Raw genomic sequence first — 26,172 nt, 5'->3', positions numbered from 1 at the left:
CGCGCCCGAACGGCACCACCCGACCCTGACTTTGGTCATGCCGGCGGCGGCTCGGTCACCGTACGTACTGCGTCAACAGTGCCGGTGTGAGCCCGGCCCGGTGGATCGCCTTCAGCGCCGCGAGGAGGTCGTCCATGAGCGCCGGCCGGAAGTGCATGAGCAGCACATCGCCGGGTTGGACCACCTTCTCCGGGGTCTGGTAGCGCACCTTCCCCTCGTGGACGGTCTCGGTCCAGTGGAAGACCGCCTTCGCGCCACAGTCGTGCGCGGCCTTCAGGGTGCTGCTGTCGTGCTCGCCGAACGGGGGGCGGAACAGGGTCGGTCGCTTGCCGAACAGCGCCTCCAGCTTGTCCGCCGCACCGCAGATCTCCTGCTTCTGGTAGGCGTACGACCGGCCGGCCAGCGAGGTATGCGTGATGGTGTGGTTCTCGATGATCCCGCCCACCGCCTCGATCTGCCGGAAGTAGTCGGTGTGCTCCTGCGCCGCCGGTGAGTTCAGGAACATCGTGACCGGGATCCGCGCCTCCCAGATGAAGTCGATCACCTCGGGTGGGCGGGCCAGCCCGCCGTCGTCGATGGTGATGAAGGCGACCTTCTGCTCGGTCGGCACGCGGTGCCAGAACGGTGCCGTGTCGGTCGCGGGAAGCTGCACCGGTTGCGGCAGCGGCGCCTCGGGAAAGGTCGGCACCTGGGACACGTACCAGGCCAGGCTTCCGGGGGTGGGCTTCGCGGTCGCGGACGGTGAGGCCGACGGAGTGGGGAGCGGGGCGGACGGGGTCGGCTGATCCGTGGTGGTCCGTCGGGCGGCGTGCGACGCCGGGCTGCCTGTGCAGGCACTCAGCACCAGCAGGGCCAGAAGCGGTACGACGGCGAGGATCCGACGAGCAGGGGTCGCTGACACGCCCGGAAACCTACCGAGTTGATCAGGAGCCGGTCAGGCCGGTGGTCCCCGAAGAGCGCTGGACGACGAAGGCGTCCGGCATCCGGAAGGTCAGGTTGTCCGGGCACCAGGGTGGGCGGACCACGGTCACCCCGTCCAGCAGCGGCGCGGCCTCGGCCACCACGACGGCTGCCTCCATCCGGGCCAGCACGTCGCCGACGCAGCGGTGCGCTCCCGCCCCGAACGCCAGGTGCCGGCGCGACCCGCGTTGGCCCGGGCGGAACTCGTCGGGCGTCTCGACGACCGCCGGGTCCCGGCCGGCGCGGGCCAGCCACAGCACGAGGCTGGTGCCCGCCGGCACGTGGTGCCCGCCCAGCGTGCTGTCCGTCGACGCGACGCGGCGCCAGGTCACGATCGGTGGCTCCAGCCGCAGGCCCTCCTCCACCACGTCGGCCACGGCGACCTCGCCGGTGCGCAGGCCGGCCCGCACGGCGGGCTCACCGGCCAGCCGGTGCAGCAGCAGGGTGAGGAACTGCGAGGTGGTCTCCTGGCCGGCGACCAGCAGGAAGAAGAGCGCGCCGACGACCACGTCGGGTGGGTGCCCGGCCGCGCGCAGTTCGGCGGCCAGGCCGCCGCCGGTGGTGGCGAAGTCCCGCAGCACGCCGTGGAACCGGCCCACCTCGGCGGTGAGCGCCAACTGCCGCTCGCCGTCCAGCGGCGCCCAGAACAGCTCCAGCGCCGCGCGGGCGAACTCCTTGACCGCGCCGACCGGCGCGTCCGGCAGCTCGACCAGCCGGGCCAGGACCAGCAGCGGCAGGTCGGCGGCGAGGTCCGCGTACAGGTCGACCGGCTGCCCGGCGTCCAGCGTGGCGGTCAGCCGGGCGACCCGGTCGCGGACCAGCGCGGTGAGCCACGGGCGTTGCGCGGCGACCCGGGCGGGGTGCAGCGCGTCGGCGACGATCGCCCGGATCTGCGGATGGCTGGCGCCGGAGTTGTTCGCCAGGGTCGGCGGCAGCCGGAACCGGTGCCCGGCGAGCACCCGCAGCGCGGTCACCGGCATCGGGGTCACCGCGTCAAGCGCGTTGTCCGGCCGGTAGGTCGCCGGGTCGGCGAGGACCTGACGGACCAGCGCGTGCCGGGTCACGACCAGATGGGGTACGCCGACGTGGTCGGTCACCGTGGCCACGTCCGGCCAGGGTGCCTCGACCTCGGACGCCCAGCTCCGGAACAGCACGCCGACACGCTAGCCGGCAGCCCCCGGCAGGCCGGCCCGCAACTGCCACACGGTGGTGCGCTTCACCCGGACGCTCTCCAGGGCCTCCGGCACCGGCACGTCGTAGCTCGCCAGCTCGTCGAAACGATCCCGGGGCAGGAACGCCCGCCCGGGGTCGCCGACCAGCGCCGGGGCGCCGGCACGGGCCGCGCGCAGCAGGAACCGCAGCACCCGACGGGCCATCGCCTCGCTGTAGAAGACGTCGCCGGCGAGCACAACCTCGGCGTCCCCGGCATCGCCGTCGAGGACGTCGCCGAACTCGGCGTCGACGCGTACCCCGTTGGCCTCGGCATTGAGCGCGACCGCCGCGACGGCCAACTCGTCGACCTCGACGGCCCGCACGGACGCCGCGCCGGCCCGGGCGGCGGCGATGGCCACCAGGCCGGAGCCGGAGGCGAGGTCGAGCACCCGGCGGCCGGCGACCAGCTCCGGGTGGTCGGTCACGTAGCGGGCGAGCGCCTGGCCGCCGGCCCAGGCGAAGGCCCAGAACGGCGGCGGCCGGTCGGTGCTGAACTCGCCCTCGGTCAGCTCCCAGAGGCCGATCGGCTCGTCCGCCTGGTGCAGCCGTACCTCGGGCACGAACGCCACCGGGGCGAGCCGGGCGTGCAGCCGGACGAAGGTGGTGGAGAGTTCGGACACGCTGGCGATTGTCCCAGCGACCAACCGCCGGGCGTGTCGCGGGGGCCGGTCACCGGTTCACCACACTCGGTGATAACAGGCCCTGTCCTTGCCGCCCGGTGCGAACACACCCGTCTGGCCCGGTCGACGGCGCGCTCCTAGCGTTGCGTGGTGGAGACAACCGAACGGAGGGCGGCGGTGGTGACGGTGTGGCGGAAGGCGCTACGGATCGGGGTGGTGCTGGCCTGCCTGAGCGGGGTGGAGCTGGCGATGGCCGCTCCGGCGCAGGCGGCGTTCGCCACCGAGTTGAGTGGGCTGCCGGCCCGGTTCACCGCCGGCGACCAGGTGCGGACGCTCTCTGCGGTGGTCTCGCGGACCGACCGGCGCGGCGGCTGCGTCAAGGTGCGCTGGTCGATGGTGCTGAGCGTGCAGGGCATCCGGCTCGATCAGGTGAAGATGGACCGGGTGGAGGAGACCGGAGTCTTTCCGCTGGAGATCCGGACCGACGGCGACGTGGCCCGGCTGACCGACCGGCAGCTCGACCCGGGCACGCTCTGCCCGGGCCGAACGGTCACCGCCCGCTACCGGGTGGCTTTCGCCGAGGACGTCACCCAGGGCCGCGTCACCCTCGCCGCCGAGGCGTACGACGCGAACCTGCGCCTGCTGGCCCGGCAGACCGCGACCCGTTCGGTGGTGGGGGCGGGCGGCACCCCGACCAGTACGCCGAAGCCCACCGCGACGCCGCCGGAGCCCAGCGAACCGGCGAGTGAGCCGGCCGAGGAGGAGAGCACCGAACCGGTCGCCGACCAGCCGATCGACGCCGCGCCACCGGCGGCCGGCGCGGGTCGCCCGGTCGCGCAGTCCGGCGGGTTCGGTGTGGTGCAGGCCGCCTTCCTGCTCGGTGCCCTGCTGCTCTCACTCGGGATGGGCCTGCTGCTGCGGCTGCGCCACCTCACCCGGGCCGCGCCGGCCGGGACCGAGGACCCGTCCGAGGACCGGCGCTGGGAGCGGCCCCCGCCGACCGGCCGCTGGCGACCGGCCCGCCGCTGACCCGGGGGCGTCGGGGCCGGCGGAGATCCGCCGGCCCCGACGGTGTCACTTCGAGAAGGCCTGGAACTCGGCGATCCTGACCTGGCCGCGGGCCGGGCTGGCGGTCGCGCAGTCCGTCGTCGTGGCCGGGTCGTCGTCCTGTTCACCCGCGTAGTGCGGGCCGCCGGTGCACTGGCTCGCCAGCACCTCCAGGCGCAGGTGCGTGGCGTGGGTGGTGGGCACCGCGAACGTCCGGAGGTTGATGTCCCGGGTGTACGCCCGGTACGTCCCGCCGGGGAACGCGTCGTCGGCACTGGTGTAGATGCGCTTCCAGCGCGTCGGGTCCGCGCAGTCGGTGGTCTTCGCGTTGCACGCCGACACCGCGAACGAGCGCAGCGCGCTGAGTGCGTTCTGACTGCCGGTGTCGGCGTCCCCGGTGATCGCCGGGCGCAGCATGGCGCTGACGTTCACCCGCTTGATCAGCTGGGGTGCGGTGCCGGGCAGCGCCACGGTGACCTGCTTGCCGGCCACCCCGTCGAGGGACGCCCAGTTCGTGGCCTCGGTGTCGTCGCCGATCCGGTCCAGGTTGACCCCGTCGCCGGTGATCGTGGCCCCGGAGGCGGTGGACGCGAGATTGCGGCTCATCCGCAGGTCGATGTGCCCCTTCTTGCCGGCCTTGGCGACCACGCTGAGCCGCTGGTGCCCGAAGCCGGGCGCGACGGCGAGCAGGTCGTACGTGCCGGCCACCAGCTCCACGGTGTCCGGGATCGGCGTGGCCGGGTCGGTGTCGGCGATGGGCGTGGCCCGCGCCTCGTACGCACCGACGTACACCCGGATGGGCGCGTCGGCGCTGTCCCCGCGCGGGCGCAGGGTGAGCGTCGCATTGCCGCCGCGCGGGGAGGCGAAGCTCGGCGTCGGGTCGGTGTCCGCGGCGCCGTTGGTGGCGGCGTCCCGGCCCATCCCGGAGCGGGCGAACTCGGCCCAGATCAGGTCCTGGTTCGCCCCGCCGAAGCGGAGCAGGTCGGCGGTGAGCATGTTGTCCCGCATGTCGAGCATGCTGACCTGGCTGACGGCCTGGAGCAGGAACGAGTCGAAGACGAGCTGCGACCAGCGCCGGTTGCCCGGGCACTTGTCGGCGGCGACCTTCCCCTGCGCGCATTCCAACTGCTGCTTCGGGGTGCCGAGGCCGTACCGCTTGACGAGTGCGGACCGGACCCGGAAGTTGGTGGCGCCCCAGATCTCGCCGTCGGCGTGCACGGCGGGACCACCGGTGTTGTAGCCGATGTCGGAGTAGTTGAGCGGGCTGCGGCTCAGGTCGTAGTTGCGGATGCCGCTCACCAGGTTGCCGGTGACGTAGCCGCCGGTGACGAAGGGCGTCTCGCCGGGGGCGCGCAGCCCGTGCTGGAACAGGTACTCGGCGGCGAGCAGGTCGCCCCACGACTCGCCCATGGCGCCGCCCTGGTGGCCGCTGATCCCGCTGTTCGGGCCGGCGATCATCCGGTTGGTGATGGCGTGGGCGTACTCGTGGCCGATCACCGTCATGTCGTAGTCGCCGTCCACGCACGGCGGGTACGGGCCGCCGGCCTGCGGCTGCCACAGGTACATGTTGGTGGTTGGCGGCAGCCCGTCGCGCGGGGTGCTCTGGTTGGCGTTGTTGCGGTTGCCGGTCAGCGCGCCCTGCTGCGCGCGGCCCTGCTCGGCGTCACCGCCCAGCCCGTCCGGGGTGAGGTTGACCGCCTGGAGGTTCCACGCCGACTCGGTGAAGCCCAACTGGTAGGACCAGTCGTGCATCCGGTTGTGCATGGCGAAGAGGTTGGCGATGGACGCGTCCGCGTCGTTGCGCTGGGCGGAGGTGAACACCTCCGGGTTGCACTTCGCCTGGTGCCACTGGTCGGTGAACGGGTACTCGTAGCGGCGGTCGGGGCTGGTGGGAGCCGGGACGGCCGGGGTGCCCGCACCCCAGGAGAGCACCGTGTTGGCGGAGTTGCCGCGCGAGGTGAAGGTGGGCGTGCCGGTGGCCGCGTCGACGTCCCACGGCTGGCCGGTGGCCGGGTCGCGCCACGCCGCCTTGCAGCCGGGCGTCGGGTCGCCGCACCAGCGCACCCGGGGGCCCTTCCCCGGGCCGAGGTTGCGGGGCGGGGTGGCCGGGAAGACCGCCCAGCTCGGGTTGTCCGAGTCGTAGTCGACGAGATCCTCACGGACCAGCACCTGCCCGGTGATGCCGTCCACATAGGTGGTGAACGCGGCAGGGTGGTCGGTGTTCGCGCCGATGAGTGTCACCTCGTAGGCGGCACGGGGCCCGTCCAGCGGGGTGGGCACGGCCACCTCGTGCACGGTGTGGCTGGCCACCGCGTCGGGGGTCAGTTTGGCGTCGGCGAGCGCGTCGGCGTACGCCTGCTCGGCGGTGCGGGTGGCGGGCGCGGGCGGGCTCGTGTCACGGGCCAGCGACGAGCTGACCGAGAGCACCGACCCGCCGCTGACCGCGAGGGTGACCAGGCCGTCCGGCCCGGCGGGCAGGTCGCCGAAGCGCTGCCGGAGGGTCACCACGGCACCGGTGCCGATGGGCCGGACCAGCACCCGGTCGAGGCTGGCGACAGTGGCGGCGTCCATTCCGAACAGGTCGCGGTTGGCGGCCAGGTACGCGCGGGCGGTGGCCTCCGGGTCGGCGGGTAGCCCGGTGGCGAGTGGGGCGCTGCCGGGGCCGAGGGCGTGCGGCGTGCCGAGTCGGTTCCATCGCACGTCGGGGTCGGCGGCGCGGGCCAGGCCGCGTTGGCGGGCGTCGGGTGCCGCCGTACCGGCGCGGTTGTCGACGTCGGCGCTCTGGTGGCCCTCGGCGAACGGCCCGGAGGAGCGTTCGGCGGCCGGTGCCCCGCCGGTGGGGGCGGCGGTGCTGGCACCGGTGGGGAGCAACGCGGCGGCGGTCGCCGTCGCCGCCAGGACGGCGACGAGCCGGCGTCGTCGCCGGCTCGTCGGGAGTGACCACTCGGACCGGGGCACAGAACCTCCTCATGGGAGCGGGATGGCCGGCGGGCCGCCGACCGGCGCGTGCGGTAAAGCATGCGCATCTGTGAATATCAGTCGGCAGGGGGTGCGGCAAGGTCCTGTGCTCGACTTTTCCGCGAGGTCAGCACGGTGGAAGAGGTGGTGTCCGGTAAGGGTGCAATGGCCGCCGCGGTCGATACCGCGGCGGCTGCTGTCGGCTGAGGTGTGGCGGCGGCCCGCTGGCTGCGACCGGATCAGGGGCCGGCGTGGGGCGTGTTCAGTCGGCCGGGGCCCAGTCGGGGTCACGGCCGAAGGCGGCCAGCAGGCGGTCCTGCTCGTCGGCGTCGGCGGAGAGCCGCACCGCGTCGTGGACCAGGTTGTTGCTCCGATAGGTGTCGACCTGGCCGGCGAACCACCGGGCGCACACCCGCACCGCGTCCGGCTCCAGCCGTGGCTCAGCCCCGATCGCCACCGCCAGGTCCCAGCCGTGCACCAGGTGCTCGGCGAGGAGCTGCTGGATGTACTCGGTGGCCGGGGTCGCACCGCTGGAGAGGTGCACGGTGCGGTCGATCGTGCCGGGATGGGTGGCGGCGATCTCGGCCTGCGCGGTCGCCTCCCGCGCCGACGTGGCCGGGTCGGCGCCGAGCTGGTCGCCGTCGAAGCGGTCGCCGACCTCGTCGATGGTGCGGCCGGCGAGCAGGGGGACGCTCCACCGGTCCTCGCTCACCACGTGGTTGACAAGCGTGCGGACGTCCCAGTCCGCGCAGGGGGTCGGGTCGGGCCACTGGCTGGGCCCGACCTGGTCCACCCGGTCGACGAACTCGGCCAGGCTCCGGCGGTACGCCTCCAGCAGATCCATGCTGCCGATTGTTCCGGTCGTCGGGGGTGCTTCGAGCCGTTTTGCCCGGCCCGGAGGTGGGGATCGTGCCGGCTCAGTCCAGGACGGCCGGCTCCAGACCCAGCTCCCGGGCGGTGACCAGCCGCACCCACTCCCCGAACTGGCGGCGGGAGATCACCCGCTCGTGCACGGCGAGCTGGACGGCGAGGCCGTCCATGACGGCGCTGATCCGCCAGGCTGCCCCGTCCGGGTCGGCGCACTGGAAGGTGCCGTCGGCGACCCCGGCGGAGATCACCTCGGCGAGGTCCTCCCGCCAGCGCAGGTCCAGCCGGCGGGAGGCCTTCTCCACCTCGGGGGTGCGGAGCGACTCGGACCAGCCGTCGATCCACATCGACCAGGAGGTCGGCCGTCCGGCCGGGGTGTAGAGCTTGAGGATTCGGCGGAGCTTGGTCAGCGGCGGGGCCGAGGAGCGGGTGACCGCGTCCAGTCGGGCCAGGTCCTGCTCGACCGCGTACGCGAATGCTTGCGCGAGCAGCCGCTCCTTCGTGGCGAAGTGGTAGAAAACCAGTGCTTGGCTGACCCCGGCGGCCTGTGCCACGTCCGCCGTTCGGGTGTTGGCCAGCCCGCGCTCCACGATCACGTCACAGGCCGTGCGCAGAAGGGCATCCAGGCGAATTTCGGCCGCACGTCTCGTCACGACCGTTACCGTAGCCCATCCAACCGAACACGAACAGTTACCATCGCCGCTTGATCCGCAGTGTGGCAGTCGGAAGCCGGACACTTTCGAATGTCGTTCCGGGTCGTTCTTTTGAGGGTGTTCGTCGAGGTCTGGCGACACCGGCCGGCCGGGCCGACCGTCCGCCGGCGGCCGATCGGCCCGACGGGAGCGGGCGACGCCGGAAGGTGACAGTCGGTGGCGGTGGCGGCACCAGGGCAGCCCCCTAGGAAGCCTGCCGGCCGTGGTTCCGGTCCCCCCGGGGCCGTCAGCCGACTGCCGTTCGGCACGAAAGGGGACGCGCCGACATGACCCCCGATTTGGCAGTCGTTCACCGGCTCGGCTAAAGTTCTGATCCGTCACCCGGGAACGCCGGGGGGCGTGCGGACGTAGCGCAGCTGGTAGCGCATCACCTTGCCAAGGTGAGGGTCGCGGGTTCGAATCCCGTCGTCCGCTCGGAGCTGCCGCCACGCATGACGGGGGCAACCTCGGTGGGGTGGCCGAGAGGCGAGGCAACGGCCTGCAAAGCCGTGTACGCGGGTTCAAATCCCGTCCCCACCTCGGCAACAAGCTAGGGCGATTGGCGCAGTGGGAGCGCGCTTCCTTGACACGGAAGAGGTCACTGGTTCAAACCCAGTATCGCCCACACGATGCAGAAGGGCTCGCTACCGAAATCGGTAGCGAGCCCTTCTGCATGTGCGGCTCAGAACGTCAGCAACCGGAAGGTGCCGGCGGTGCGGAAGCCGAGGCGGTGGTAGACGGGCTCCGCGACAGGCGTCGACGTGAGAGCGACCGTGCGGATGCCCCGGTCGCCGGCCAGGTCGAGGGCGGCCCTGGTCATCGCGGCGCCGATGCCCCGCCGACGCTGCTCCGGCTGGGTGCCGACGAAGTAGAGCGTGAGCAGGTCGTGGCTCAGCCAGGCGACAGCCGTCCCGACGATCCGGCCGTCGAGGTGACCGGCCAACCTGAGCACGGTGCCGTTGCCGGCGAACGCCTTCTCCCGGTCGATCGCCGCCGCCACGCCGTCGGGCGGGATGCCGGACACGCGGGCGTAGGCCGGGACGAACGCGTCCAGGTCGGTGCTCAGACTGATCTGTAGCCCGGCCGGCGTCGGAGCATCGGCCGCGTCACCGATCTCCACCGTCATGATCGGCATTTGGGCCACCTCGACGGCACCGAGGGCCACCAGGCCGTCGGCGAGGCCGCCGTCGCTGTCCGGGCCGGCCCACCACATCCGGGGTACGCCGTCGAGACGGCGCCGCGCCTCGACGAGGGCTTCCCGCGGCGTACGTCCGGTCGCGCGCAGCACGCCGTTGAGGGGGGCGTGCGGCACGTCGCTGCGGTAGGTCACCAGGTCGGGGCCGCTGGGCTCGCCGACGTTCCAGCCCAGCAGGTAGGCACGGTGTGCGGCCAGCACGGTGTCGAGAGAGGCCATGATCCGGATCCTAACGCGGGCTCTGGCAGCGCCAGGCCGTGCCGCTGATGCGGGGGACGCGACGGGCCGGTCACCTCGTTCGAGGCGGCCGGCCCGGGGCGCGTGCTCCTGCGGGTGCACCGGCCACGGCCGGTGGCGGTGTCACAGCGGCGGGGCGATGTCCCGACGCTCCTCGACCCGGCGGTACTCCACCGGTTCCTCGACCCGCCGGTACTCGACCGGCTGCTCGGTGGCGGGGACCGCCGAGCGGCGGCGACCCCAGATCAGCGTGGTCATGATCAGGCCGAGCACGCCGGCCGCCATCAGGATCCAGCCGACCACGTCGAGGTCGAGGCCGCCAATGTTCGCGTCCAGCGCGAAGGTGAGGATCGCGCCGAGCGCGATCAGGAAGATGCTGGTGCCGATACCCACGACAGCCTCCTTAGGGGGTGTGGTGCGCTGTCGAGGTTCATCAGTACCCCGACGCCCAGCAGTGCAATCGCCCATGCCCGAGGGGGCCGCGCTCGGCGATCTTGGCATCGGGTAGAGTTCACCCGTCGCCGGCGCTTGCCGGGGACGTGCGGACGTAGCGCAGCTGGTAGCGCATCACCTTGCCAAGGTGAGGGTCGCGGGTTCGAATCCCGTCGTCCGCTCGCGATCCGCCCCACGATCCTGGTTGTCGGATCGGGGGGACCACGGGCGATTGGCGCAGTGGGAGCGCGCTTCCTTGACACGGAAGAGGTCACTGGTTCAAACCCAGTATCGCCCACCATCAGTTGTCGTGATCAAGGGCTGGGCCATCGAGGCCCGGCCCTTGATCGTTCTGCCAGGAGCAGATCCGCTGTCGGTGAACAGGGGTGTCGTCTGCCGGCCCGGGCGACCAGGGTGGGGCGCATGAGACTGCTGGTGCTGGGCGGGACGGGTTTCGTGGGCGGGGCGACCGTCACCGAGGCCGTGCGCCGTGGCTGGTCGGTGACGGTGTTCAACCGAGGGTTGCACGGCACGGTGCCGCCTGGCGTACACCGGTTGCGGGGTGATCGCACCGCGCCGGACGGCCTGGCGGCTCTGGCCGCCGGCGAGTGGGACCTGGCGGTGGACACCTGGGACGGCGCGCCACGCGCTGCCCGCGACGCCGCCCGCGCCCTGGTCGACGCGGTCGGTCACTTCGTGTACGTGTCCAGCGGGTCGGTCTACACCGACCCGGCCGCACTCGGGCTGAACGAGGACTCCCCGGTGGTGGACGCCGACCCGGACTCCGTCGACGGCGACTACCCGCAGCTCAAGTCCGGTGCCGAGCGTGCCGTGCGGGAGGTCTTCGGCCCGCGTGCGCTGGTCGCCCGGGCTGGCCTGATCCTCGGCCCGGGCGAGGACATCGGCCGGCTGCCGTGGTGGCTGCGGCGGATCGAACGGGGCGGTGACGTGCTCGCCCCCGGGCCGGCCGACCTGCCGGTGCAGTACATCGACGTCCGCGACCTGGCGGGGTGGATGCTGGACGCGGGCGCCCGGCGGGTGGGCGGCACGTTCAACGCGATCGGTCGCCCCGCCCAGACCACGATGGGCGAGCTGCTCGACGCGTGCGTGGCTGCCACCGGCGGCGACGCCCGACTGCGCTGGACCGATCCCGCGTCGATCCTCGCCGCCGGTGTGGAGCCCTGGAGCGACCTGCCGATCTGGCTGCCGGTCGGCCACCCGTACCGGGGGTTGCTGGAGCGGGACGTGACCCGCGCCCTCGCTGCCGGGCTGACCTGCCGACCGGTGGTCGAAACCGTCGACGACACCTGGCGGTGGCTACGCGACGTCGGTTCGGTTCCGCCGCGCGCCGGACGACCGCTCCGCAGCTCGATCGGCCTGGACCCGATCCGGGAGGCCGCCCTGCTCGCCGCCTGAGGGTGTCCGCCGTCGACGAGTTCAGGCCCGCACCACCGGCAGGTCCAGCACCTCGTCGATCCCACGGCGCGGGGTGGGCCGGCCCGGCTGGCCGTACCCGATGCGCAGCACCATCTGCGGCGCGCCGAACCGCCCCAGCGACAGCCGCAACTGCTCCCGCGCGGTGGGCACCTCGATCGGTTGGGACAGCATCGACACGCTCAGCCCGGAGTCGGTGGCGGTGAGCAGCACCCGTTGCAGGGCCTGGCCGGCGACTACCTGGTCGACGGCCGTGTTACCCACCGAGCCGAGCACCCCCACCAGGGGCTCCGGTTCAAAGTCCCGGCCCGGCGCACGGTCGCGTCCGCCGAAGCCCCGGGTCGGCAGCACGTCCTGTGGCTCGCTCTGCGGGCCGCCGGCCGAGGCGGGCACGCCGTCCGGTGCGGGTTCCCGGCGCAGCCACGCCTCGCGTTCCGTCCGGTAGGCGGGGTCGCGTTCCAGCACCCGGTGTGCGCTGCGCGCGACCTCACCGAAGGCGGTCACCGCGCTCACCCCGACCAGCAGCTCCAGCCAGCACTGCTCGGCGCGGGCCGCCTCGATGAGCCGCCAGCGGGCGTCGGACGGCACCGGGTCCGGCCAGAACGGCATCCGGTTGCTGAACCGGCGCGGGATGGCCGTGTGCAGGCTCTGCTCGGCGGGGGTGGGGCGGCGCGGCAGGTCCGGCACCAGCCGGGCCAGCAGGTCGGGCTCGGCCGGGTCGGGGCGCAGCCGCACCGTCGCCGGCCTGCCGGCGACGGCCAGCGAGATCCGCAGGTTGAACAGCGCCGCGCCGCACGCGACCCGGGCGCCCCAGCCGCTCGGGTCGGTCGCCGGCAGCCGCCGGGCCGGGTCGACCAGCACCTCGATGCCCCCGTCGCGCAGCCGTAGCCGCCACGGCTGGGTGTTGTGCAGCGAGGGTGCCCGGACCGCGTCGACGGCGGCGGCCCGCAGGTGGTCAGCGGTGTAGCCGATGTCCATGGCGGTGCTCCCTTCCCGTGGGCCGATCGCGGGAGACGCCGCGACGGCTGTAACCCCTACGGTCCGCCCGCCGGGTGGGTGCCGAGCAGGGCCGTACGTCCCGAACCGGTGGGCCCGACCGCCCCTGCCCAGGCCCCCGGTCGCACCGGCCGGGCGCGGTCGCGGGACCGGGGTTTCGGCGCGGCGGGACCTTCGGCCCGTGCGGTTGACGTGCGGGGCGGGTAGAAACGAGGAATGATCCGCGTCTTCCTGCTCGACGACCACGAGGTCGTCCGTCGTGGCCTGGCCGACCTGCTGCAGAGCAGCGGCGACATCGAGGTGGTCGGCGAGTCCGGTTCGGCGCAGGAGGCGGCCCGCCGCATTCCGGCGTTGCGGCCCGACGTGGCGATCCTCGACGCCCGCCTGCCCGACGGCAACGGCATCGACGTGTGCCGGGACGTGCGCGCCGTCGACTCGTCCATCAAGGGTCTGATCCTCACCTCGTACGAGGACGACGAGGCGCTGTTCGCGGCGATCATGGCGGGGGCCGCCGGGTACGTGCTCAAGCAGATCCGCGGCACCGACCTGGTCGACGCGGTGCGCCGGGTGGCGGCCGGGCAGTCGCTGCTCGACCCGGCGATCACCACCCGGGTGCTGGAGCGCATCCGCAACGGCGTCGAGCAACCCCGAGAGTTGAAGGCGCTCACCGAGCAGGAGCGGCGGATCCTGGAGTACGTGGCGCAGGGGCTGACCAACCGGGAGATCGCCGGGAAGATGTTCCTGGCGGAGAAGACGGTGAAGAACTACGTCTCCAGCGTGCTGGCCAAGCTCGGCCTGGAGCGCCGCACCCAGGCCGCCGTGCTGGCCACCCGACTGCTGGGCAAGATGCCCTGACCCGGCCCGTGCCGGTCAGTCGCGCAGCGGCACCGACCAGCACAGCTCGGTGCCGTGCGGGTCGACCCGCCGGATCGTGAAGGTGCCGCCGAGGCGGTCGGCCCGCTCCCGCAGGTTGACCAGCCCACCCCGGGCGGCGGCCGGGTCGCAGCCCACCCCGTTGTCGGTGACCGTGAGGGTGACCTGGCCTTCGGCGACGCGTACGGCCACGGCGACCTGGGTGGCCTGCGCGTGGCGGACCGCGTTGGACAACGCCTCGCGCAGCACGGCGGTGAGGTCGGGGCGGATCGCGTCCGGGACGGCGCTGTCCACCGGCCCGCTCAGCTCCAGGTGCGGCCGGTAGCCCAGCGACTCGGCGGCCGCCTCGACCGCCTCCCGGATCTCGGTGCGCAGCGCGGCGGACATCGGCGTACGCAGTTCGAAGATGGTCCGGCGGATGTCGCGGATGGTCGCGTCGAGATCGTCGACGGCCGCGTTGATCCGCTTGGCCAGCTCCGGGCGGGCCATCGGGGCGGTGCTCTGCAACTGCAGCCCGGTGGCGAAGAGCCGCTGGATCACCACGTCGTGCAGGTCACGGGCGATCCGCTCGCGGTCCTCCAGGACCACCAGCAGCTCCCGTTCCTCCTGACCGCGGGCTCGCTCCATGGCCAGCGCGGCCTGCCCGGCGAAACTGCCCAGCAGGGCGACGTCCTCGGCGCTGGTGCCGCCGCCGCGCTCCGGCCCGTGGGCCACGATCAGCACACCGTGCAGCGTCTCGGCGGTGGCCAGCGGTGAGATCGTCGCTGGCCCGGTGTGCAGCAGCGCCGGCCACGGCGCGGCGTGCGCCAGGTCGTCCACCTGGTCGTGCCGGCCCTCGGCCACGGCCGTGCCGAAGCTGGTCTCGGCGGCCGGCAGGACGGCGCCGACCAGCGCCCGTGCCTGCTCGTCGACGCCGTCGACCACCTCGACGGTGAACTGGTCGGTGTCGGTGTCGTGCAGCAGCACCAGCGCCAGCTCCGCCTCGGCGACCTCCCGGGCGCGGCGGGCGACAAGCGTCAGCGCGTCGGTGCGGCGGACCTCACCGAGCAGCACCGTGGTGATCTCGGCGGTGGCGGCCAGCCAGCGTTCCCGCCGGTGCGCCAGGGCGTAGAGGCGGGCGTTCTCGATGGCCACGCCAGCGGCTGCGGCGAGCGCGACGACGATCTCCTCGTCGTCGTCGGTGAACTGCACGCCGCCCTTCTTCTCGGCCAGGTAGAGGTTGCCGAACACCTGCTCCCGGATGAGCACCGGCACGCCCAGGAAGGTGTGCATGGGCGGGTGGTTGGCCGGGAAGCCGTAGGAGAGCGGGTGCTGGGTGATGTCCGGCATCCGCAACGGCCGGGGGTCGTCGATGAGCAGGCCGAGCACACCCCGCCCGTGCGGCAGGTCACCGATCTGCTCGTGCTGTTCGGCGGTGATGCCGTGCACGATGAAGTCGTGCAGCAGCCGGTCCGGGCCGACCACGCCCAGCGCGCCGTACCGGGCGCCGACCAGCTCGCAGGCCGCCTGCACGATGCGTTGCAGGGTGGTGCGCAGATCCAGGTTGGTGCCGATGCCGACCACCGCGTCGAGCAGGGCTCGCAGCCGCTCCCGGCTGGTCATCACCTCGCCGACCCGGTCGAGCATCTCCTGGAGCAACTCGTCGAGACGAACCCGGGACAGCGGGCTCAGCCCGAGCGACGGCGTCACCGGGAACTCCGGGCGGTGCTGCGGGTCGGTGCTGGTCATCGAGCGATCGTACTGCCGACGTCGGGCGCCCTGTCTCGTGCCTCAGCTCCGCTCGCCGCGCACGGCGGAGGTGTCGACCACCTGTTCGGTGGGCAACCGCGGGGTGTGCGGCGGGCCGGCGACCGCCGGGTCCGCGATCCCCAACCGCAGCACGATGTACGGGTAGCCGATCCCGGCGAGCATCTGACGCAGGGTCTGCCGGGTGGCCGGAACCTCCACCACGGCGCTGAGCGGCACCACCGACACGCCGTCGCGGGTGGCCGTCAGCCAGGCGGCGGAGAGCGCCTCACCGGCGCGTAGCCAGCTGTCCGGCTCGTCCTCGTCGCCGTACAGCAGCGCGTACGCCGCCGCCCGGTCGTGGCCGGGGCCGACCGGCAGGCTGCCGGGGCGGCCGAAGTCGCGGGCCGGCACGGTGGTCTGCGGCTGCTGCTCGGGCAGCACCTCCGCCGGCAGGCCGGTGCCGGTGCCGGCCTGGCTGGTCCAGTACGCCAGCTCGGCGCGCAGCTCCTGGTCCTCGGCCTCGACCGTGTCGGCGCGTCCGGCCGTGGCCGCCAGCTCCAGCACCTGGTCGCGGCTGAGGATCTGCAACCGGCAGCCCTCGGCGGTGACCGCGTGCGTGATGTCCTCGATCGCGGCCGCCGGCACCGGCTCGTCGCTGACCGGACGCCGGTCGGTGTGCCGCACCGACATGCACTGCACGATCCGCATGGCGTCCGGATCGGCCGGGATGTGGCTCAGGTCGGTCAGCCGCGCCAGCAGTTCGGTGTCGCCCGGGTCGGGCATCCGCCGCACCACCGCGCGCCAACCCTCCGCGGCCAGCGCCACCCGGGCGTGGTGCAGGGCGGCGCCGCAGCTGAACGCGAGCAGCCGGCCCTCCGGGTCGGTGGCCGTCAGCCGCCGGTCCGCCACCGAACGCAGCTCCAGCGCGTCGGGCAGCACCCGCCAACGCCACGGCTGGGTGTTGTGCACCGAGGGCGCGTGGCCGGCGGTCGCGGCGGCCTCCGCCAGCGCGGTGGTCAGCTGACTTTCCTGACTCATTCTCACGACCTTTCGTCTCTGCTCATCGTGCCTCACGACGCGGTGCCCGCGTGGCTCGCCGCTCCATCCTGTGGCATCCGGCGGCGTCCCGCACGGGCCGCAGGTCCCGATCCCGCCAGGTCGTCACGCCCACCGCCCCGGCCAGGCCGTCGCTGTCTCCCGTCCGCTGCCCGCCGGTCGCGCGCCTGGCAACGTGGGCGCCGCCGGGCCGGGCGAAAAGCCTGGTGCCCGGCCCGTGGCGGTCGTGGCCTGCGACGATGCGAAGGTGAGCGCGGACTCGACCGAGTGTGTGCCGGAACAGCCGGCCCGACACCGCATCCGCCGCTGGTGGACGTGGACGCCGCTGGTCGGGCTCACCGCCGCCGTGCTGGCGGGTGCGGTGCTGCGGATCGTCGGTCGGGCCGGCGCGGCCGACCTGATCTGGGCGGCCGTCACGGTTGCCGCGCTGCTGCCCGCGCTCTGGTCGATGCTGCGGGCGCTGTGGCACCGGCACTTCGGCGTGGACGTGATCGCCGTGCTGGCCCTGGCCGGCGCGCTCGGGGTCGGGGAGTACCTGGCCGGGGCGGTGATCGCGGTGATGGTGGCGACCGGGCGGTCGTTGGAGGCGTACGCGCAGCGCCGAGCCACCCGCGACCTGCGGGCCCTGCTGGAGCGTGCTCCGCGTACCGCGCGTCGGCGTGGGCCCGGCGGCGCGATCGAGGTGGTGCCGCTGGACCGGGTGGCGGTGGGGGACCGGTTGCTGGTCGGCCCGGGGGACGTGGTGCCGGTCGACGGCACGATCGACGAGCCGGCCACCCTGGACGAGTCGGTGGTGACCGGGGAGTCGCGGCTGGTCCAGCGGACGGCCGGTGAGGCGGTGGCCAGTGGTGTGGTCAACGCCGGCGCCGGGTTCGGCATGCGGGCGACGAAGAGCGCGGCGCAGAGCACCTACGCCGGGATCGTCCGGCTGGCGCAGGAGGCGACCGCCCACCAGGCGCCGATGGTCCGGCTGGCGGATCGGTACGCCGCCGCGTTCGTGCCGTTCACGCTGGTGCTGGCGGGGTTGGCGTGGCTGCTCTCCGGCGATCTGGTCCGGGCGGTGTCGGTGCTGGTGGTGGCCACGCCCTGCCCGCTGCTGCTGGCCACCCCGATCGCGATCGTGTCCGGGCTGTCCCGGGTGGCCCGGCGCGGGGTGCTGGTCCGCGACGGCGGCGCGCTGGAACTGCTCGGGCGGGCACAGACCCTGCTGGTGGACAAGACCGGCACGCTGACGGCGGGGCGTCCGCGCGCCGCGGAGACGGTGGTCGCACCCGGCGGGGACCGGGACGAGGTGCTGCGGTTGGCCGCCTCGGTCGAGCAGCTCTCCCCGCACGTGCTGGCCACCGCGCTGGTGCGGCAGGCCGGCGAGCGGGGGCTGACGCTGACCGAGCCGACCGAGGTGACCGAGGAGCCGGGCGTGGGGGTCAGCGGCCGGGTCGACGGGCGGCTGATCCGGGTGGGCCAGTTCACCGGCGAGCTGCCCGACTGGGCGGACCGGACGCGGGCCCGTACCGAGCTGACCGGCTGGTCCACGGTGTGGGTCAGCGACGACGACGGCCCGCTCGGCGCGATCCTGTTGGAGGATCCGGTGCGCCCCGACGCCCGCCGGACCGTACGGCGGCTGCGCGCGGCGGGCCTGCGGCGCATCGTGATGGTCACCGGCGACCGGCCGGCCACCGCCGCCCAGGTCGCCGAGGTGGTGGGTGTGGACGACGTGCTCGCCCGCTGCACGCCGCAGGAGAAGGTGAACCGGGTCCGGGCCGAGGCGGACCGGGCGGTCACCGTGATGGTCGGCGACGGGGTGAACGACGCGCCGGCGTTGGCTCAGGCGCACGTGGGTGTGGCGATGGGCGCGACCGGCGCGAGCGCCTCGGCGGACGTGGCCGACGCGGTGCTCACCGTGGACCGGCTGGACCGGCTCGCCGACGCGGTGGAGATCGCCCGGTACGCCCGCCGGATCGCCGTGCAGAGCGCCACCGTCGGGATGGGGCTCGCGGTGCTGGCGATGGTCGCGGCGGCGGCCGGCCGGCTGCCCCCGGTCGCTGGCGCGTTCCTCCAGGAGGGCATCGACGTGCTGGTCATCCTCAACGCGCTGCGCGCCCTCGGCGGCGGGTTGCGGCACCGGGCCGTCCCGCCGCGCACCCGGGAGTTGCTCGCCCGCTTCGCCGGGGAGCACCAGGGGGTACGCGACGTGCTGGCCGGGCTGCGTGACACCGCCGACCTGGTCGCCACCGACCCGGCCTCGTCGCGGTGCCTGCCGGCGGTACGGGAGACGTACCGCCGGCTGACCGACCAGGTGCTGCCGCACGAGGCTGCCGAGCAACGGCAGCTCTATCCGGCGCTGGCCGACCCGCTGGGCAGCGAATCGGCGACCGCGACGATGAGTCGGGCGCACGTGGAGATCCGCCGCCAGGTCAACCTGCTCGGGGCCCAGCTCAACCAGACCGCCGACGGCCGGCTGCGGCCGGACCAGGTGCCCGACCTGCTGGCCACCCTCTACGGGTTGGACGCCCTGCTCCGACTGCACCTGGCCCAGGAAGAGGAGGAGTTCTTCACGCTCAACCCGTCCGACCCACAGCCCGAGCACCGCTGATCGGCGCGCCCGGCCCGCTCAGCGTTCCCGGACCACCGCGACCGGGCAGTGGGCGTGCTGGATCACCTGTTGGCTGACCGAGCCGAGCAGCATCCCCGCCAGCCCGCCCCGGCCCCGGCTGCCGACCACGACCACCCGCGCGTCGCGGCTCGCCTCGATCAGCATCGCTGCGGGGCTGCCCGGGACCAGGTCGACTGTCACGTCCAGCTCGGGGAACGTCCGTCGCCACGGCTCCAGCGCCTGCTCCACCGCGGCCCGCTCGGCGGGCACCCCGGCCTCGGCGTTCGGGCCCGGTGTCCAGGCGTGCAGCACCCGCAGCGGCACCCGCCGCTGGGCCGCCCGTTCGGCGGCGAAGCCGAGCGCCACCAGTGACGGCTCCGAACCGTCCACACCGACCGCCACCAGGCCGTCCGGCTCGCTGCCGGTCCCGTCGCGGACCACCACGACCGGGCAGTGCGCGTGCGCGGCGACCGACACCGCCGTCGACCCGGCCAGCAACCCACCGAAGCCGCCGTGGCCTCGGCTGCCGAGCACCAGCATCCCGGCGTCGGCCGAGCGTTCCTGCAACACCAGAGCCGGCGGCCCGTCGTACACCTGGCCGGTGATGGTCAGCCCGGGATGCGTGGCGGCGGCGTCCGTCGCGGCCTTGTGCACCAGGTCGTCCACCTGCCGCCGGGCGGTGTCGTCCGGCCAGACGCCGGGCGCCACGCCCGGGCCGACCCAACTGGCCACGGTCAGCCATTCGAAGACGTACGCCAGCCGCACCGGTTGGCCGCTGTGCTCGGCCTCCTCCAGCGCCCAGTCCAGGGCCACCGACGCGTCGGTGGAGCCGTCGTAGCCGACCAGGATCTCCGCGTCACGCACGTCGTCCTCCTCAACGGTTGGTTGGGTCGGTTTCACGGACCCAGCGCCACTGGCCGACCCGCGGGTCGTCCTCGCCGTACTGCCGGGTGTAGTCGCGGGCCTCCTGCCGGGCGTCGACCATCTGCTGGCGCAGGTGCGCCGCGCGGGCGGCCAGGCCGGGCACCCGGTCGATGACGTCGATGACCAGGTGGAAGCGGTCCAGGTCGTTGAGCATCACCATGTCGAACGGGGTGGTGGTGGTGCCCTCCTCCTTGTAGCCGCGTACGTGCAGGTTGTCGTGGTTGGTACGCCGGTAGGTGAGCCGGTGGATCAGCCACGGGTAGCCGTGGTAGGCGAAGATGATCGGCCGGTCGGCGGTGAAGATGGTGTCGAACTCGTTGTCCGGCAGGCCGTGCGGGTGCTCGGTGTCCGGCTGGAGCCGCATCAGGTCGACCACGTTGACCAGCCGCACCTTCAGCTCCGGCAGGTGCTGGCGGAGCAGGTCGGCGGCGGCCAGCGTCTCCAGCGTGGGCACGTCGCCGCAGCAGGCCAGCACGACGTCCGGCACACTGCCGCCGTCGCTGCTGGCCCACTCCCAGATGCCCAGGCCGCGGCGGGTGTGCTGGATCGCCTCCTCCATCGTGAGCCAGTTCGGTGCCGGCTGCTTACCGGCCACCACCACGTTGATGTAGTGCCGGCTGCGCAGGCAGTGGTCCATCGTGGCGAGCAGGGTGTTGGCGTCCGGCGGGAGGTACACCCGCACCACCTCGGCCTTCTTGTTGACCACGTGGTCGATGAAGCCCGGGTCCTGGTGGGAGAAGCCGTTGTGGTCCTGCCGCCACACGTGGCTGGAGAGCAGGTAGTTCAGCGACGCGAGCGGCTGCCGCCAGGGGATCGCCCGGGTCACCTTCAGCCACTTGGCGTGCTGGTTGAGCATCGAGTCGACGATGTGGATGAACGCCTCGTAGCTGGTGAACACCCCGTGCCGGCCGGTCAGCAGGTAACCCTCCAGCCAGCCCTGGCACAGGTGCTCGGAGAGCACCTCCATCACCCGGCCGTCGGGGGACAGGTGGTCGTCGCCGGGCAGCGTGCCGGCCATCCAGGCCCGGTCGGTCACCTCGAAGGCGGCGTCCAACCGGTTGGAGGCGACCTCGTCCGGGCCGAACAGCCGGAACGTCTGCGGGTTGGCGGCGATGACGTCGCGGATCCATGGGCCGAGCACGCCTGTCGCGCCGGCCATCGGCGTGCCGGGTTCGGGTACGTCGACGCCGTAGTCGCGGAAGTCGGGCAGGGCCAGGTCGCGCAGCACGACGCCGCCGTTGGTGACCGGGTTGGCGCTCATCCGCCGGTCGCCGCGCGGCGGCAGCGCCCGCAGCTCGTCCACCGGCGCGCCGGTGGCGTCGAACAGTTCCTCGGGCCGGTAGCTGCGTAGCCACCGCTCCAGCTCGGCGAGGTGCGCCGGGTTGTCGCGTACCTGCGACAGCGGCACCTGGTGGGCGCGGTAGGTGCCCTCCACCTGGATGCCGTCGACCTCGCTCGGCCCGGTCCAGCCCTTCGGCGTCCGCAGAACGATCATCGGCCAGCGGGGGCGTTCGACGGCGCCGCCGGAGCGGGCCTGGCGCTGGATGGCGGCGATCTCGTCCAGCGCCCGGTCCAGGGTGGCGGCGAGCGTGTGGTGCACCAGGGCCGGATCGTCGCCGGCCACCACGTACGGCTGGTAGCCCGAGCCACGCAGGAGGCCGAGCAGGTCCTCCTCGGGGATCCGGGACAACACGGTCGGGTTGGCGATCTTGTAGCCGTTGAGGTGCAGGATCGGCAGCACCGCGCCGTCGCGCGCCGGGTTGAGGAACACGTTGGACAGCCAGCTGCCGGCCAGCGGCCCGGTCTCCGCCTCGCCGTCACCGACCACGCAGGCCACCACGAGGTCCGGGTGGTCGAACGCGGCGCCGTAGGCGTGGCTCAGGGCGTACCCCAGCTCACCGCCCTCGTGGATCGAACCCGGCACGTCCGCCGCGACATGGCTCGGGATGCCGCCGGGGAAGGAGAACTGCCGGAACAGCCGGGCCATCCCCTCCTCGTCACACGCCACGTCGTGGTAGCGCTCGGACCAGGTGCCCTCCAGCCACGTGTTGGCCACGATGGCCGGGCCGCCGTGCCCGGGGCCGGTGATCAGCATGGCGTCCAGGTCACGCGCGACGATCACCCGGTTGAGGTGCGCGTAGATCAGGTTGAGCCCGGGGCTGGTGCCCCAGTGACCGAGCAGCCGCGGCTTGATGTCCTCTGGGGTCAGCGGCTCGCGCAGCAGCGGGTTGCCCAGCAGGTAGATCTGCCCGACGGTGAGGTAGTTCGCGGCGCGCCAGTAGGCGTCCAGCCGGCGCAGTTCGTCCTCGGCGAGGGGGCGGTGCGCGTCGAGAGCGGTGTCCATGATGCTGCCTCTCGCGGGTAGGGGTGGCGTCCGGCCTTCAGCCTCGTCGTCGTCGATGCCCCGGGGTCAGGGCCGTTGGTCCCGGGCCGGGTGGGCGTCGGGCCCCTTGAGCGGCATGTCGGCCAGGCCGCGTACGACGACCACGGGGGCGGGGGAGTGGTAGAGCAGGGACTGGGCGACGGCGCCCAGCATGGCCCGGCCGGGTTCGTCGCCCCGGGCGGCGACCAGGGCCACCTGCGCCGACCGGGACGTGTCGATCAGAACCTGGCCGGGGTCACCGCGGACGGCGCGACACTCGGTGGGCACCCCGGCGTGGCGGCCGGCGTGGCGGTCCATGGCGTCTCTGAGCTGCTCGGCGACCGCGTCGGTGTCCTCGTCGCTCTCCACCACCCGCAGCGCCAGCAGGCGGGCATCGCGCCGGGACGCGCACTCCAGCGCCCACCGCAGGGCGAGGTGGGAGCTGGGCGAGCCGTCCACGCCGACCAGCACCGGCCCCTCCGGCGGGGGCTCGCGGCGGACCACCAGCAGCGGGCAGCCGGCCCGCGCGGCCAACTGCACGGCGGACGTCTCGGCCGGGATGTTCTGGCCGCTGCCGGCCATCCCGCTGTCGCCGACCGCCAGCAGGAAGGCCGTCTCGGAGCGGCGGATGAGGGTGGGCAGCAGGGCGCTCTCGACGATCTCGGCGCGCACGGTCAGGCCCGGCTCGACCTGATGGGCGAGCTGGGCGGCCTGGGTGATGAGCTTTTCGGCCTGCTGTCGGGGAGTGGCGACGGTGTTCGCCGAGAAGGCCGCGTGCCAGTCGAAGATGTGCAGCAGGTGCAGTGGCCGGCCGTGCCCGGCGGCCTCCTGTGCGGCCTGCTCGACGACCGGGAGGTCGTGGTCCGAGCCGAGGCCGACGAGCACCTCCGCGTCGGCGGATGCCGCCATCCGATATCACCTCCCGGGCGTCGCGCCCGGCACGACCATCGGTGTCCTTCACCGAGGGTAGTCGGGCGGTCGCGGTGGCGGGCCAGGATCGCCGTCGTTGCCGAGCGCGTCGTCAACCAAGGTTGACAGAGGTGGTGTTGTCAACGTATGTTGACGATATGAGTCAGGCGACAGAACTCGCGGCAGCGGCCGGCAGCACCGACCCACGGGTCGGGCTCCGCGCCGTCCGCGCGCTGCGCCGGCTGCTCGAGCGGCTTGAGGTGGTCCAGGTGGACAACGCCCGTCGACAGGGCTGGTCCTGGCAGGAGATCGCCGACGCGCTCGAGGTCAGCCGGCAGGCGGTGCACAAGAAGCACGCCGGACGACCGGCGGTCAACTCATCCTGGGAGGCGTGATGTTCGAACGATTCACCGACCGGGCGCGGAGCGTGGTGCGGCGGGCACTGGAGGAGGCGCGGGACGAGGGCCAACGGCCGGTCGGCACCGAGCACCTGCTGCTCGCCCTGCTCGCCGACGACGCCGGTCTCGCCAGCCGGGTGCTCGCCGACGCGGGGGTGCGCGCCGACGACCTCCGCGATCGGATCCGGCGGCACACCGCCACCGGTGGCGCCGGCCTCGCCGACGCGGACGCCGCCGCCCTGCGGGAGATCGGCATCGACCTGGCCGCGATCGTCGCCCGGATCGAGCAGTCCTTCGGCCCGGACGCGCTGCGCGAGGCCGTGCCGGCGCCACGCCGCCGCTGGGGGCGCAAGCGGTACCTCGGCGGGCCGTTCTCGCCCCGATCCAAGAAGGCGCTGGAGCTGTCGCTGCGCGAGGCGCTGCGGCTGCGCCACCGACACATCGGCACCGAGCACATCCTGCTCGGGGTGCTCCGGGAGGGCCATGGGCTGGGTGCGCTGGTGCTCACCGAGTCCGGCGTGGACCTCGACGACCTGCGCCGACGCGTGGAGACCGCGCTGCGGGCGGCGGCCTGACCGGGCTCCGCCGGCGTTTGAAACCTGTCTGTGGCACTCCCGACGCCACCGCGTCGCCGGGTCGCTGACACCGCCCCGGTGCTGCACACTGACGCCGTGGATGCTGGACAGGACAGGCGCCCCTCAGGCGGCGACGGCGGGCTGCGCTCGGCCGTGGTCGTCAACCCGGTGAAGGTCGACGATCTCGACGAGCTGCGCCGCACCGTCAACGACGCCCTGGCCGCCGCCGGCTGGCCCGAGCCCCAGTGGTTCGAGACGACCGTCGACGACCCGGGCCGGGGCCAGACCGAGCAGGCCGTCAAGGCCGGCGTCGACCTCGTCTTCGCCTGCGGCGGCGACGGCACCGTGATGTCCTGCGTCAGCGGGCTGGTCGGCACGGACGTGGCCCTCGCCGTGTTGCCGCAGGGCACCGGCAACCTCCTCGCCGCCAACCTCGGCCTCTCCACCGACCTCGCCGCCGGGCTCGAGGTCGCCATCGAGCGGGGTCGGCGGCTGCTCGACGTCGGCGCGGTCGAGGACAGCTACTTCACCGTGATGGCCGGCATGGGCTTCGACGCCCAGATGCTCGCCGCCACCTCCGAGACCACCAAGGCCCGCATCGGCTGGCCCGCGTACGTGATGGGCGCCGCCCGGCACCTGCGGGACCGGCCGATGCGGGTGCAGATCCGCATCGACGACCGGCCCCCGGTGCGCCGCCGCGCCCGGTCGGTCCTGATCGCCAACGTGGGCCGCCTACAGGGCGGCGTACATCTGCTCACCGAGGCCGAGCCGGACGACGGCTGGCTCGACGTCGCCGTCCTCACCCCGCGCAACCTGCGGCACTGGCTCGCGCTCGGCTGGGCGGTGATCCGCCGCAGCGGCCAGGTGCCGCGGATGGAGGTGTTCCGCGCCCGGCGGGTGGTGGTCACCAGTAATCGGGACCAGCCCCGGGAGCTGGACGGCGACCTCATCTCGCCGGGCCGGCAGCTGCGGGCCGAGGTCCGACCCCAGGCCCTGTGGCTCTGCGTTCCGCAACCCGAGGACACCCCCGACCTGGCCGTCGACGCACAAGGCGCCGGGGAGCGGGGCGAGCAGCTGATCGAAGAGGCACGCCGTGAGTAGCACGCGGATCGTGCCGGAGACCCGGCTGATGGCCGACGCGGAACTGTCCGCCGACGACGCCTGGCACACGCTGCGCCGCGAGGGCGGGTGGCACCTGCTGCGCGACGCCTTCATCCGGTTCCGCTACGGCGACGGGTTCAGCCATGCGCGGGCCTTCGCGTTGCAGCTCTGCCTCGCCGTGGTGCCGTTCCTGATCGCCCTCACCGGCCTGATCAGCGAGCTGGGCATCGAGGAGGGCGGCCGGGTGGTGGCCGACACGGTGCTGGCGGTCACCCCCGGTCAGAGCGAGCAGATGGTCGCCGAACTGCTCGGCGAGGGCGAACGCGTCGAGGACGCCGGCGAGTTGGCCCTCACCCTCGGTCTGCTCACCGGGCTGGTCACGCTGACCACCACGATGGCCCAGATCGAACGCGGCGCCAACCGCATCTACGGCGTGGAACGGGATCGCCCCGCGCTGCGCAAGTACGTCCGCGCCGCCATCCTGGCCGTCGCCGCCGGCCTGCCCGCGCTGGCCGGCTTCCTGATCCTGGTCGGCGGCGGCGCGATGGGCGACTCGGTGCGGGCGCACTACGAGTGGGGTGCGGTCGCCAACGTCGTCTGGAACGTGGTCCGCTTCCCGCTGAGCCTCGGACTGACCGTGCTCGCCGTGGCCGTGCTGTTCCGGCATGCGCCGCGCCGCCGGCAGCCCGGCCTCTCCTGGCTGTTCTTCGGCGCCGGCATCGCCACCGCCCTCTGGTGGCTGGCCAGTCTGCTGCTCGCCGCGTACGTGCGGTTCAGTGGCGACTTCGGGCAGACCTACGGTGCGCTGACCGGCATGATGGCGCTGCTGCTCTGGGCCAACCTGACCGGAATGGCGCTCTTCGGCGGGCTGTCCTTCGCCGCCCAACTGGAGGCGCTGCGCATCGGCGTGCAGGAGCCCGCCCAACCCGACCTGTGGGAGCCCGAGGCGGACCGCGCCGAACTCCTCGACACCGGCGACATGACCGCCCTCTAGCCCGCGCCC

General features: G+C 73.5%; 22 protein-coding genes, 5 tRNA genes and 1 pseudogene. 14 read left to right on the top strand and 14 right to left on the bottom strand.

Annotation, left to right across the window (positions count from 1 at the left end; translation table 11 throughout):
- Positions 1-55 precede the first annotated feature (55 nt).
- The 3 genes from ABZ780_RS09965 to ABZ780_RS09955 are packed head-to-tail and all read right to left on the bottom strand — an operon-like array spanning position 56 to position 2,792.
- Positions 56-901: a polysaccharide deacetylase family protein gene (locus ABZ780_RS09965; RefSeq protein WP_357485548.1), complete on the bottom strand. Its 846-nt coding sequence runs from the start codon at positions 899-901 to the stop codon at positions 56-58.
- Positions 902-923: 22 nt separating this feature from the next.
- Positions 924-2,066 carry a cytochrome P450 gene (locus tag ABZ780_RS09960; protein WP_357485873.1) on the bottom strand — a complete coding sequence of 381 codons (1,143 nt, stop codon included), beginning with the start codon at positions 2,064-2,066 and terminating at the stop codon, positions 924-926.
- 57 nt (positions 2,067-2,123) lie between these two features.
- Positions 2,124-2,792 carry a 50S ribosomal protein L11 methyltransferase gene (locus ABZ780_RS09955; protein ID WP_357005087.1) on the bottom strand — a complete coding sequence of 223 codons (669 nt, stop codon included), beginning with the start codon at positions 2,790-2,792 and terminating at the stop codon, positions 2,124-2,126.
- 150 nt (positions 2,793-2,942) lie between these two features.
- On the opposite strand from ABZ780_RS09955, the gene ABZ780_RS09950 reads away from it, so the two are divergent.
- On the top strand, positions 2,943-3,821 hold the full coding sequence (locus ABZ780_RS09950; protein ID WP_357005088.1) for a hypothetical protein: 879 nt from the start codon (positions 2,943-2,945) through the stop codon (positions 3,819-3,821).
- Between the two features lie 45 nt (positions 3,822-3,866).
- Here ABZ780_RS09950 and ABZ780_RS09945 read toward each other — a convergent pair whose 3' ends face one another.
- The 3 genes from ABZ780_RS09945 to ABZ780_RS09935 all read right to left on the bottom strand — a co-directional run bounded on the left by ABZ780_RS09945 (position 3,867) and on the right by ABZ780_RS09935 (position 8,317).
- Positions 3,867-6,797: a M36 family metallopeptidase gene (locus ABZ780_RS09945; protein ID WP_357485547.1), complete on the bottom strand. Its 2,931-nt coding sequence runs from the start codon at positions 6,795-6,797 to the stop codon at positions 3,867-3,869.
- Positions 6,798-7,059: 262 nt separating this feature from the next.
- A complete protein-coding gene (locus tag ABZ780_RS09940) occupies positions 7,060-7,641 on the bottom strand; it encodes a TIGR03086 family metal-binding protein (RefSeq protein WP_357485545.1) in 582 nt (193 codons plus the stop codon).
- A gap of 73 nt (positions 7,642-7,714) precedes the next feature.
- Positions 7,715-8,317: a TetR/AcrR family transcriptional regulator gene (locus ABZ780_RS09935; protein ID WP_357485543.1), complete on the bottom strand. Its 603-nt coding sequence runs from the start codon at positions 8,315-8,317 to the stop codon at positions 7,715-7,717.
- A 401-nt stretch (positions 8,318-8,718) separates the two neighbouring features.
- Between ABZ780_RS09935 and ABZ780_RS09930 the strand changes: the two genes are divergently transcribed.
- The 3 genes from ABZ780_RS09930 to ABZ780_RS09920 all read left to right on the top strand — a co-directional run bounded on the left by ABZ780_RS09930 (position 8,719) and on the right by ABZ780_RS09920 (position 8,981).
- Positions 8,719-8,791 (top strand) — tRNA-Gly (locus ABZ780_RS09930).
- 34 nt (positions 8,792-8,825) lie between these two features.
- Positions 8,826-8,896 (top strand) — tRNA-Cys (locus ABZ780_RS09925).
- Positions 8,897-8,909: 13 nt separating this feature from the next.
- Positions 8,910-8,981 (top strand) — tRNA-Val (locus ABZ780_RS09920).
- A 57-nt stretch (positions 8,982-9,038) separates the two neighbouring features.
- Here the strand turns inward: ABZ780_RS09920 and ABZ780_RS09915 are convergent.
- Complete coding sequence (locus tag ABZ780_RS09915) at positions 9,039-9,770, bottom strand: GNAT family N-acetyltransferase (protein WP_357485542.1); 732 nt, start codon at positions 9,768-9,770, stop codon at positions 9,039-9,041.
- Positions 9,771-9,911: 141 nt separating this feature from the next.
- Positions 9,912-10,181: a DUF6458 family protein gene (locus ABZ780_RS09910; RefSeq protein ID WP_357005104.1), complete on the bottom strand. Its 270-nt coding sequence runs from the start codon at positions 10,179-10,181 to the stop codon at positions 9,912-9,914.
- A gap of 148 nt (positions 10,182-10,329) precedes the next feature.
- Between ABZ780_RS09910 and ABZ780_RS09905 the strand changes: the two genes are divergently transcribed.
- From ABZ780_RS09905 to ABZ780_RS09895, 3 genes are all read left to right on the top strand, one after another.
- Positions 10,330-10,402 (top strand) — tRNA-Gly (locus ABZ780_RS09905).
- 44 nt (positions 10,403-10,446) lie between these two features.
- A tRNA-Val gene (locus tag ABZ780_RS09900) sits at positions 10,447-10,521 on the top strand.
- A gap of 122 nt (positions 10,522-10,643) precedes the next feature.
- The gene (locus ABZ780_RS09895; RefSeq protein WP_357005107.1) at positions 10,644-11,636 is read left to right on the top strand and encodes an NAD-dependent epimerase/dehydratase family protein; all 993 of its coding nucleotides are present in this window, start codon (positions 10,644-10,646) and stop codon (positions 11,634-11,636) included.
- 21 nt (positions 11,637-11,657) lie between these two features.
- Here the strand turns inward: ABZ780_RS09895 and ABZ780_RS09890 are convergent, their stop codons facing one another.
- Positions 11,658-12,632 carry a nitroreductase gene (locus ABZ780_RS09890; RefSeq protein ID WP_357005109.1) on the bottom strand — a complete coding sequence of 325 codons (975 nt, stop codon included), beginning with the start codon at positions 12,630-12,632 and terminating at the stop codon, positions 11,658-11,660.
- Positions 12,633-12,866: 234 nt separating this feature from the next.
- On the opposite strand from ABZ780_RS09890, the gene ABZ780_RS09885 reads away from it, so the two are divergent.
- Positions 12,867-13,505, top strand: a complete 639-nt coding sequence (locus tag ABZ780_RS09885) for a response regulator transcription factor (RefSeq protein WP_357005112.1) — start codon at positions 12,867-12,869, stop codon at positions 13,503-13,505.
- A 15-nt stretch (positions 13,506-13,520) separates the two neighbouring features.
- On the opposite strand, the gene ABZ780_RS09880 is transcribed toward ABZ780_RS09885, so the two are convergent.
- Both ABZ780_RS09880 and ABZ780_RS09875 read right to left on the bottom strand, forming a co-directional pair.
- Entirely contained in the window at positions 13,521-15,251 is a 1,731-nt protein-coding gene (locus ABZ780_RS09880; RefSeq protein ID WP_357485540.1) for a GAF domain-containing sensor histidine kinase, read from the bottom strand.
- A 42-nt stretch (positions 15,252-15,293) separates the two neighbouring features.
- Entirely contained in the window at positions 15,294-16,400 is a 1,107-nt protein-coding gene (locus ABZ780_RS09875; protein ID WP_357006745.1) for a nitroreductase family protein, read from the bottom strand.
- Positions 16,401-16,554: 154 nt separating this feature from the next.
- Between ABZ780_RS09875 and ABZ780_RS09870 the strand changes: the two are divergent.
- Positions 16,555-18,411: pseudogene (locus ABZ780_RS09870) on the top strand (heavy metal translocating P-type ATPase); the annotation flags it as partial.
- A 9-nt stretch (positions 18,412-18,420) separates the two neighbouring features.
- Complete coding sequence (locus ABZ780_RS09865) at positions 18,421-18,900, top strand: hemerythrin domain-containing protein (protein ID WP_357485871.1); 480 nt, start codon at positions 18,421-18,423, stop codon at positions 18,898-18,900.
- Positions 18,901-18,918: 18 nt separating this feature from the next.
- Here ABZ780_RS09865 and ABZ780_RS09860 read toward each other — a convergent pair whose 3' ends face one another.
- From ABZ780_RS09860 to ABZ780_RS09850, 3 genes are all read right to left on the bottom strand, one after another.
- Positions 18,919-19,764, bottom strand: a complete 846-nt coding sequence (locus ABZ780_RS09860) for a universal stress protein (RefSeq protein WP_357005118.1) — start codon at positions 19,762-19,764, stop codon at positions 18,919-18,921.
- 10 nt (positions 19,765-19,774) lie between these two features.
- Complete coding sequence (locus ABZ780_RS09855) at positions 19,775-22,168, bottom strand: phosphoketolase family protein (RefSeq protein WP_357485538.1); 2,394 nt, start codon at positions 22,166-22,168, stop codon at positions 19,775-19,777.
- Positions 22,169-22,234: 66 nt separating this feature from the next.
- On the bottom strand, positions 22,235-23,095 hold the full coding sequence (locus ABZ780_RS09850) for a universal stress protein (protein ID WP_357485536.1): 861 nt from the start codon (positions 23,093-23,095) through the stop codon (positions 22,235-22,237).
- A gap of 158 nt (positions 23,096-23,253) precedes the next feature.
- Between ABZ780_RS09850 and ABZ780_RS09845 the strand changes: the two genes are divergently transcribed.
- The 4 genes from ABZ780_RS09845 (at position 23,254) to ABZ780_RS09830 (ending at position 26,163) form a co-directional block, all read left to right on the top strand.
- On the top strand, positions 23,254-23,490 hold the full coding sequence (locus ABZ780_RS09845; protein WP_007457155.1) for an HTH domain-containing protein: 237 nt from the start codon (positions 23,254-23,256) through the stop codon (positions 23,488-23,490).
- On the top strand, positions 23,490-24,068 hold the full coding sequence (locus ABZ780_RS09840) for a Clp protease N-terminal domain-containing protein (RefSeq protein WP_357006752.1): 579 nt from the start codon (positions 23,490-23,492) through the stop codon (positions 24,066-24,068). The genes ABZ780_RS09845 and ABZ780_RS09840 overlap by 1 nt, the downstream gene beginning before the upstream one ends.
- A 96-nt stretch (positions 24,069-24,164) precedes the next feature.
- A complete protein-coding gene (locus ABZ780_RS09835) occupies positions 24,165-25,169 on the top strand; it encodes a diacylglycerol kinase family protein (protein WP_357005127.1) in 1,005 nt (334 codons plus the stop codon).
- Positions 25,162-26,163, top strand: a complete 1,002-nt coding sequence (locus tag ABZ780_RS09830; RefSeq protein ID WP_357005130.1) for a YihY/virulence factor BrkB family protein — start codon at positions 25,162-25,164, stop codon at positions 26,161-26,163. Before ABZ780_RS09835 ends, ABZ780_RS09830 begins: the two co-directional genes overlap by 8 nt.
- The last annotated feature ends 9 nt before the right edge of the window (positions 26,164-26,172 follow it).

The organism is Micromonospora sp. NPDC047467 (assembly GCF_040643095.1).
Lineage (GTDB): Bacteria > Actinomycetota > Actinomycetes > Mycobacteriales > Micromonosporaceae > Micromonospora.
Note: the sequence above shows the minus strand (reverse complement) of the source record. Positions and strands in the feature narration are given on the sequence as shown.

What these genes read in the sequence shown, in the direction of transcription:
- ABZ780_RS09940 (WP_357485545.1), bottom strand. Translation starts at nt 7,641, where the DNA reads ATGGATCTGCTGGAGGCGTACCGCCGGAGCCTGGCCGAGTTCGTCGAC.
- ABZ780_RS09915 (WP_357485542.1), bottom strand. Translation starts at nt 9,770, where the DNA reads ATGGCCTCTCTCGACACCGTGCTGGCCGCACACCGTGCCTACCTGCTG.
- ABZ780_RS09895 (WP_357005107.1), top strand. Translation starts at nt 10,644, where the DNA reads ATGAGACTGCTGGTGCTGGGCGGGACGGGTTTCGTGGGCGGGGCGACC.
- ABZ780_RS09890 (WP_357005109.1), bottom strand. Translation starts at nt 12,632, where the DNA reads ATGGACATCGGCTACACCGCTGACCACCTGCGGGCCGCCGCCGTCGAC.
- ABZ780_RS09885 (WP_357005112.1), top strand. Translation starts at nt 12,867, where the DNA reads ATGATCCGCGTCTTCCTGCTCGACGACCACGAGGTCGTCCGTCGTGGC.
- ABZ780_RS09880 (WP_357485540.1), bottom strand. Translation starts at nt 15,251, where the DNA reads ATGACCAGCACCGACCCGCAGCACCGCCCGGAGTTCCCGGTGACGCCG.
- ABZ780_RS09855 (WP_357485538.1), bottom strand. Translation starts at nt 22,168, where the DNA reads ATGGACACCGCTCTCGACGCGCACCGCCCCCTCGCCGAGGACGAACTG.
- ABZ780_RS09850 (WP_357485536.1), bottom strand. Translation starts at nt 23,095, where the DNA reads ATGGCGGCATCCGCCGACGCGGAGGTGCTCGTCGGCCTCGGCTCGGAC.
- ABZ780_RS09845 (WP_007457155.1), top strand. Translation starts at nt 23,254, where the DNA reads ATGAGTCAGGCGACAGAACTCGCGGCAGCGGCCGGCAGCACCGACCCA.
- ABZ780_RS09840 (WP_357006752.1), top strand. Translation starts at nt 23,490, where the DNA reads ATGTTCGAACGATTCACCGACCGGGCGCGGAGCGTGGTGCGGCGGGCA.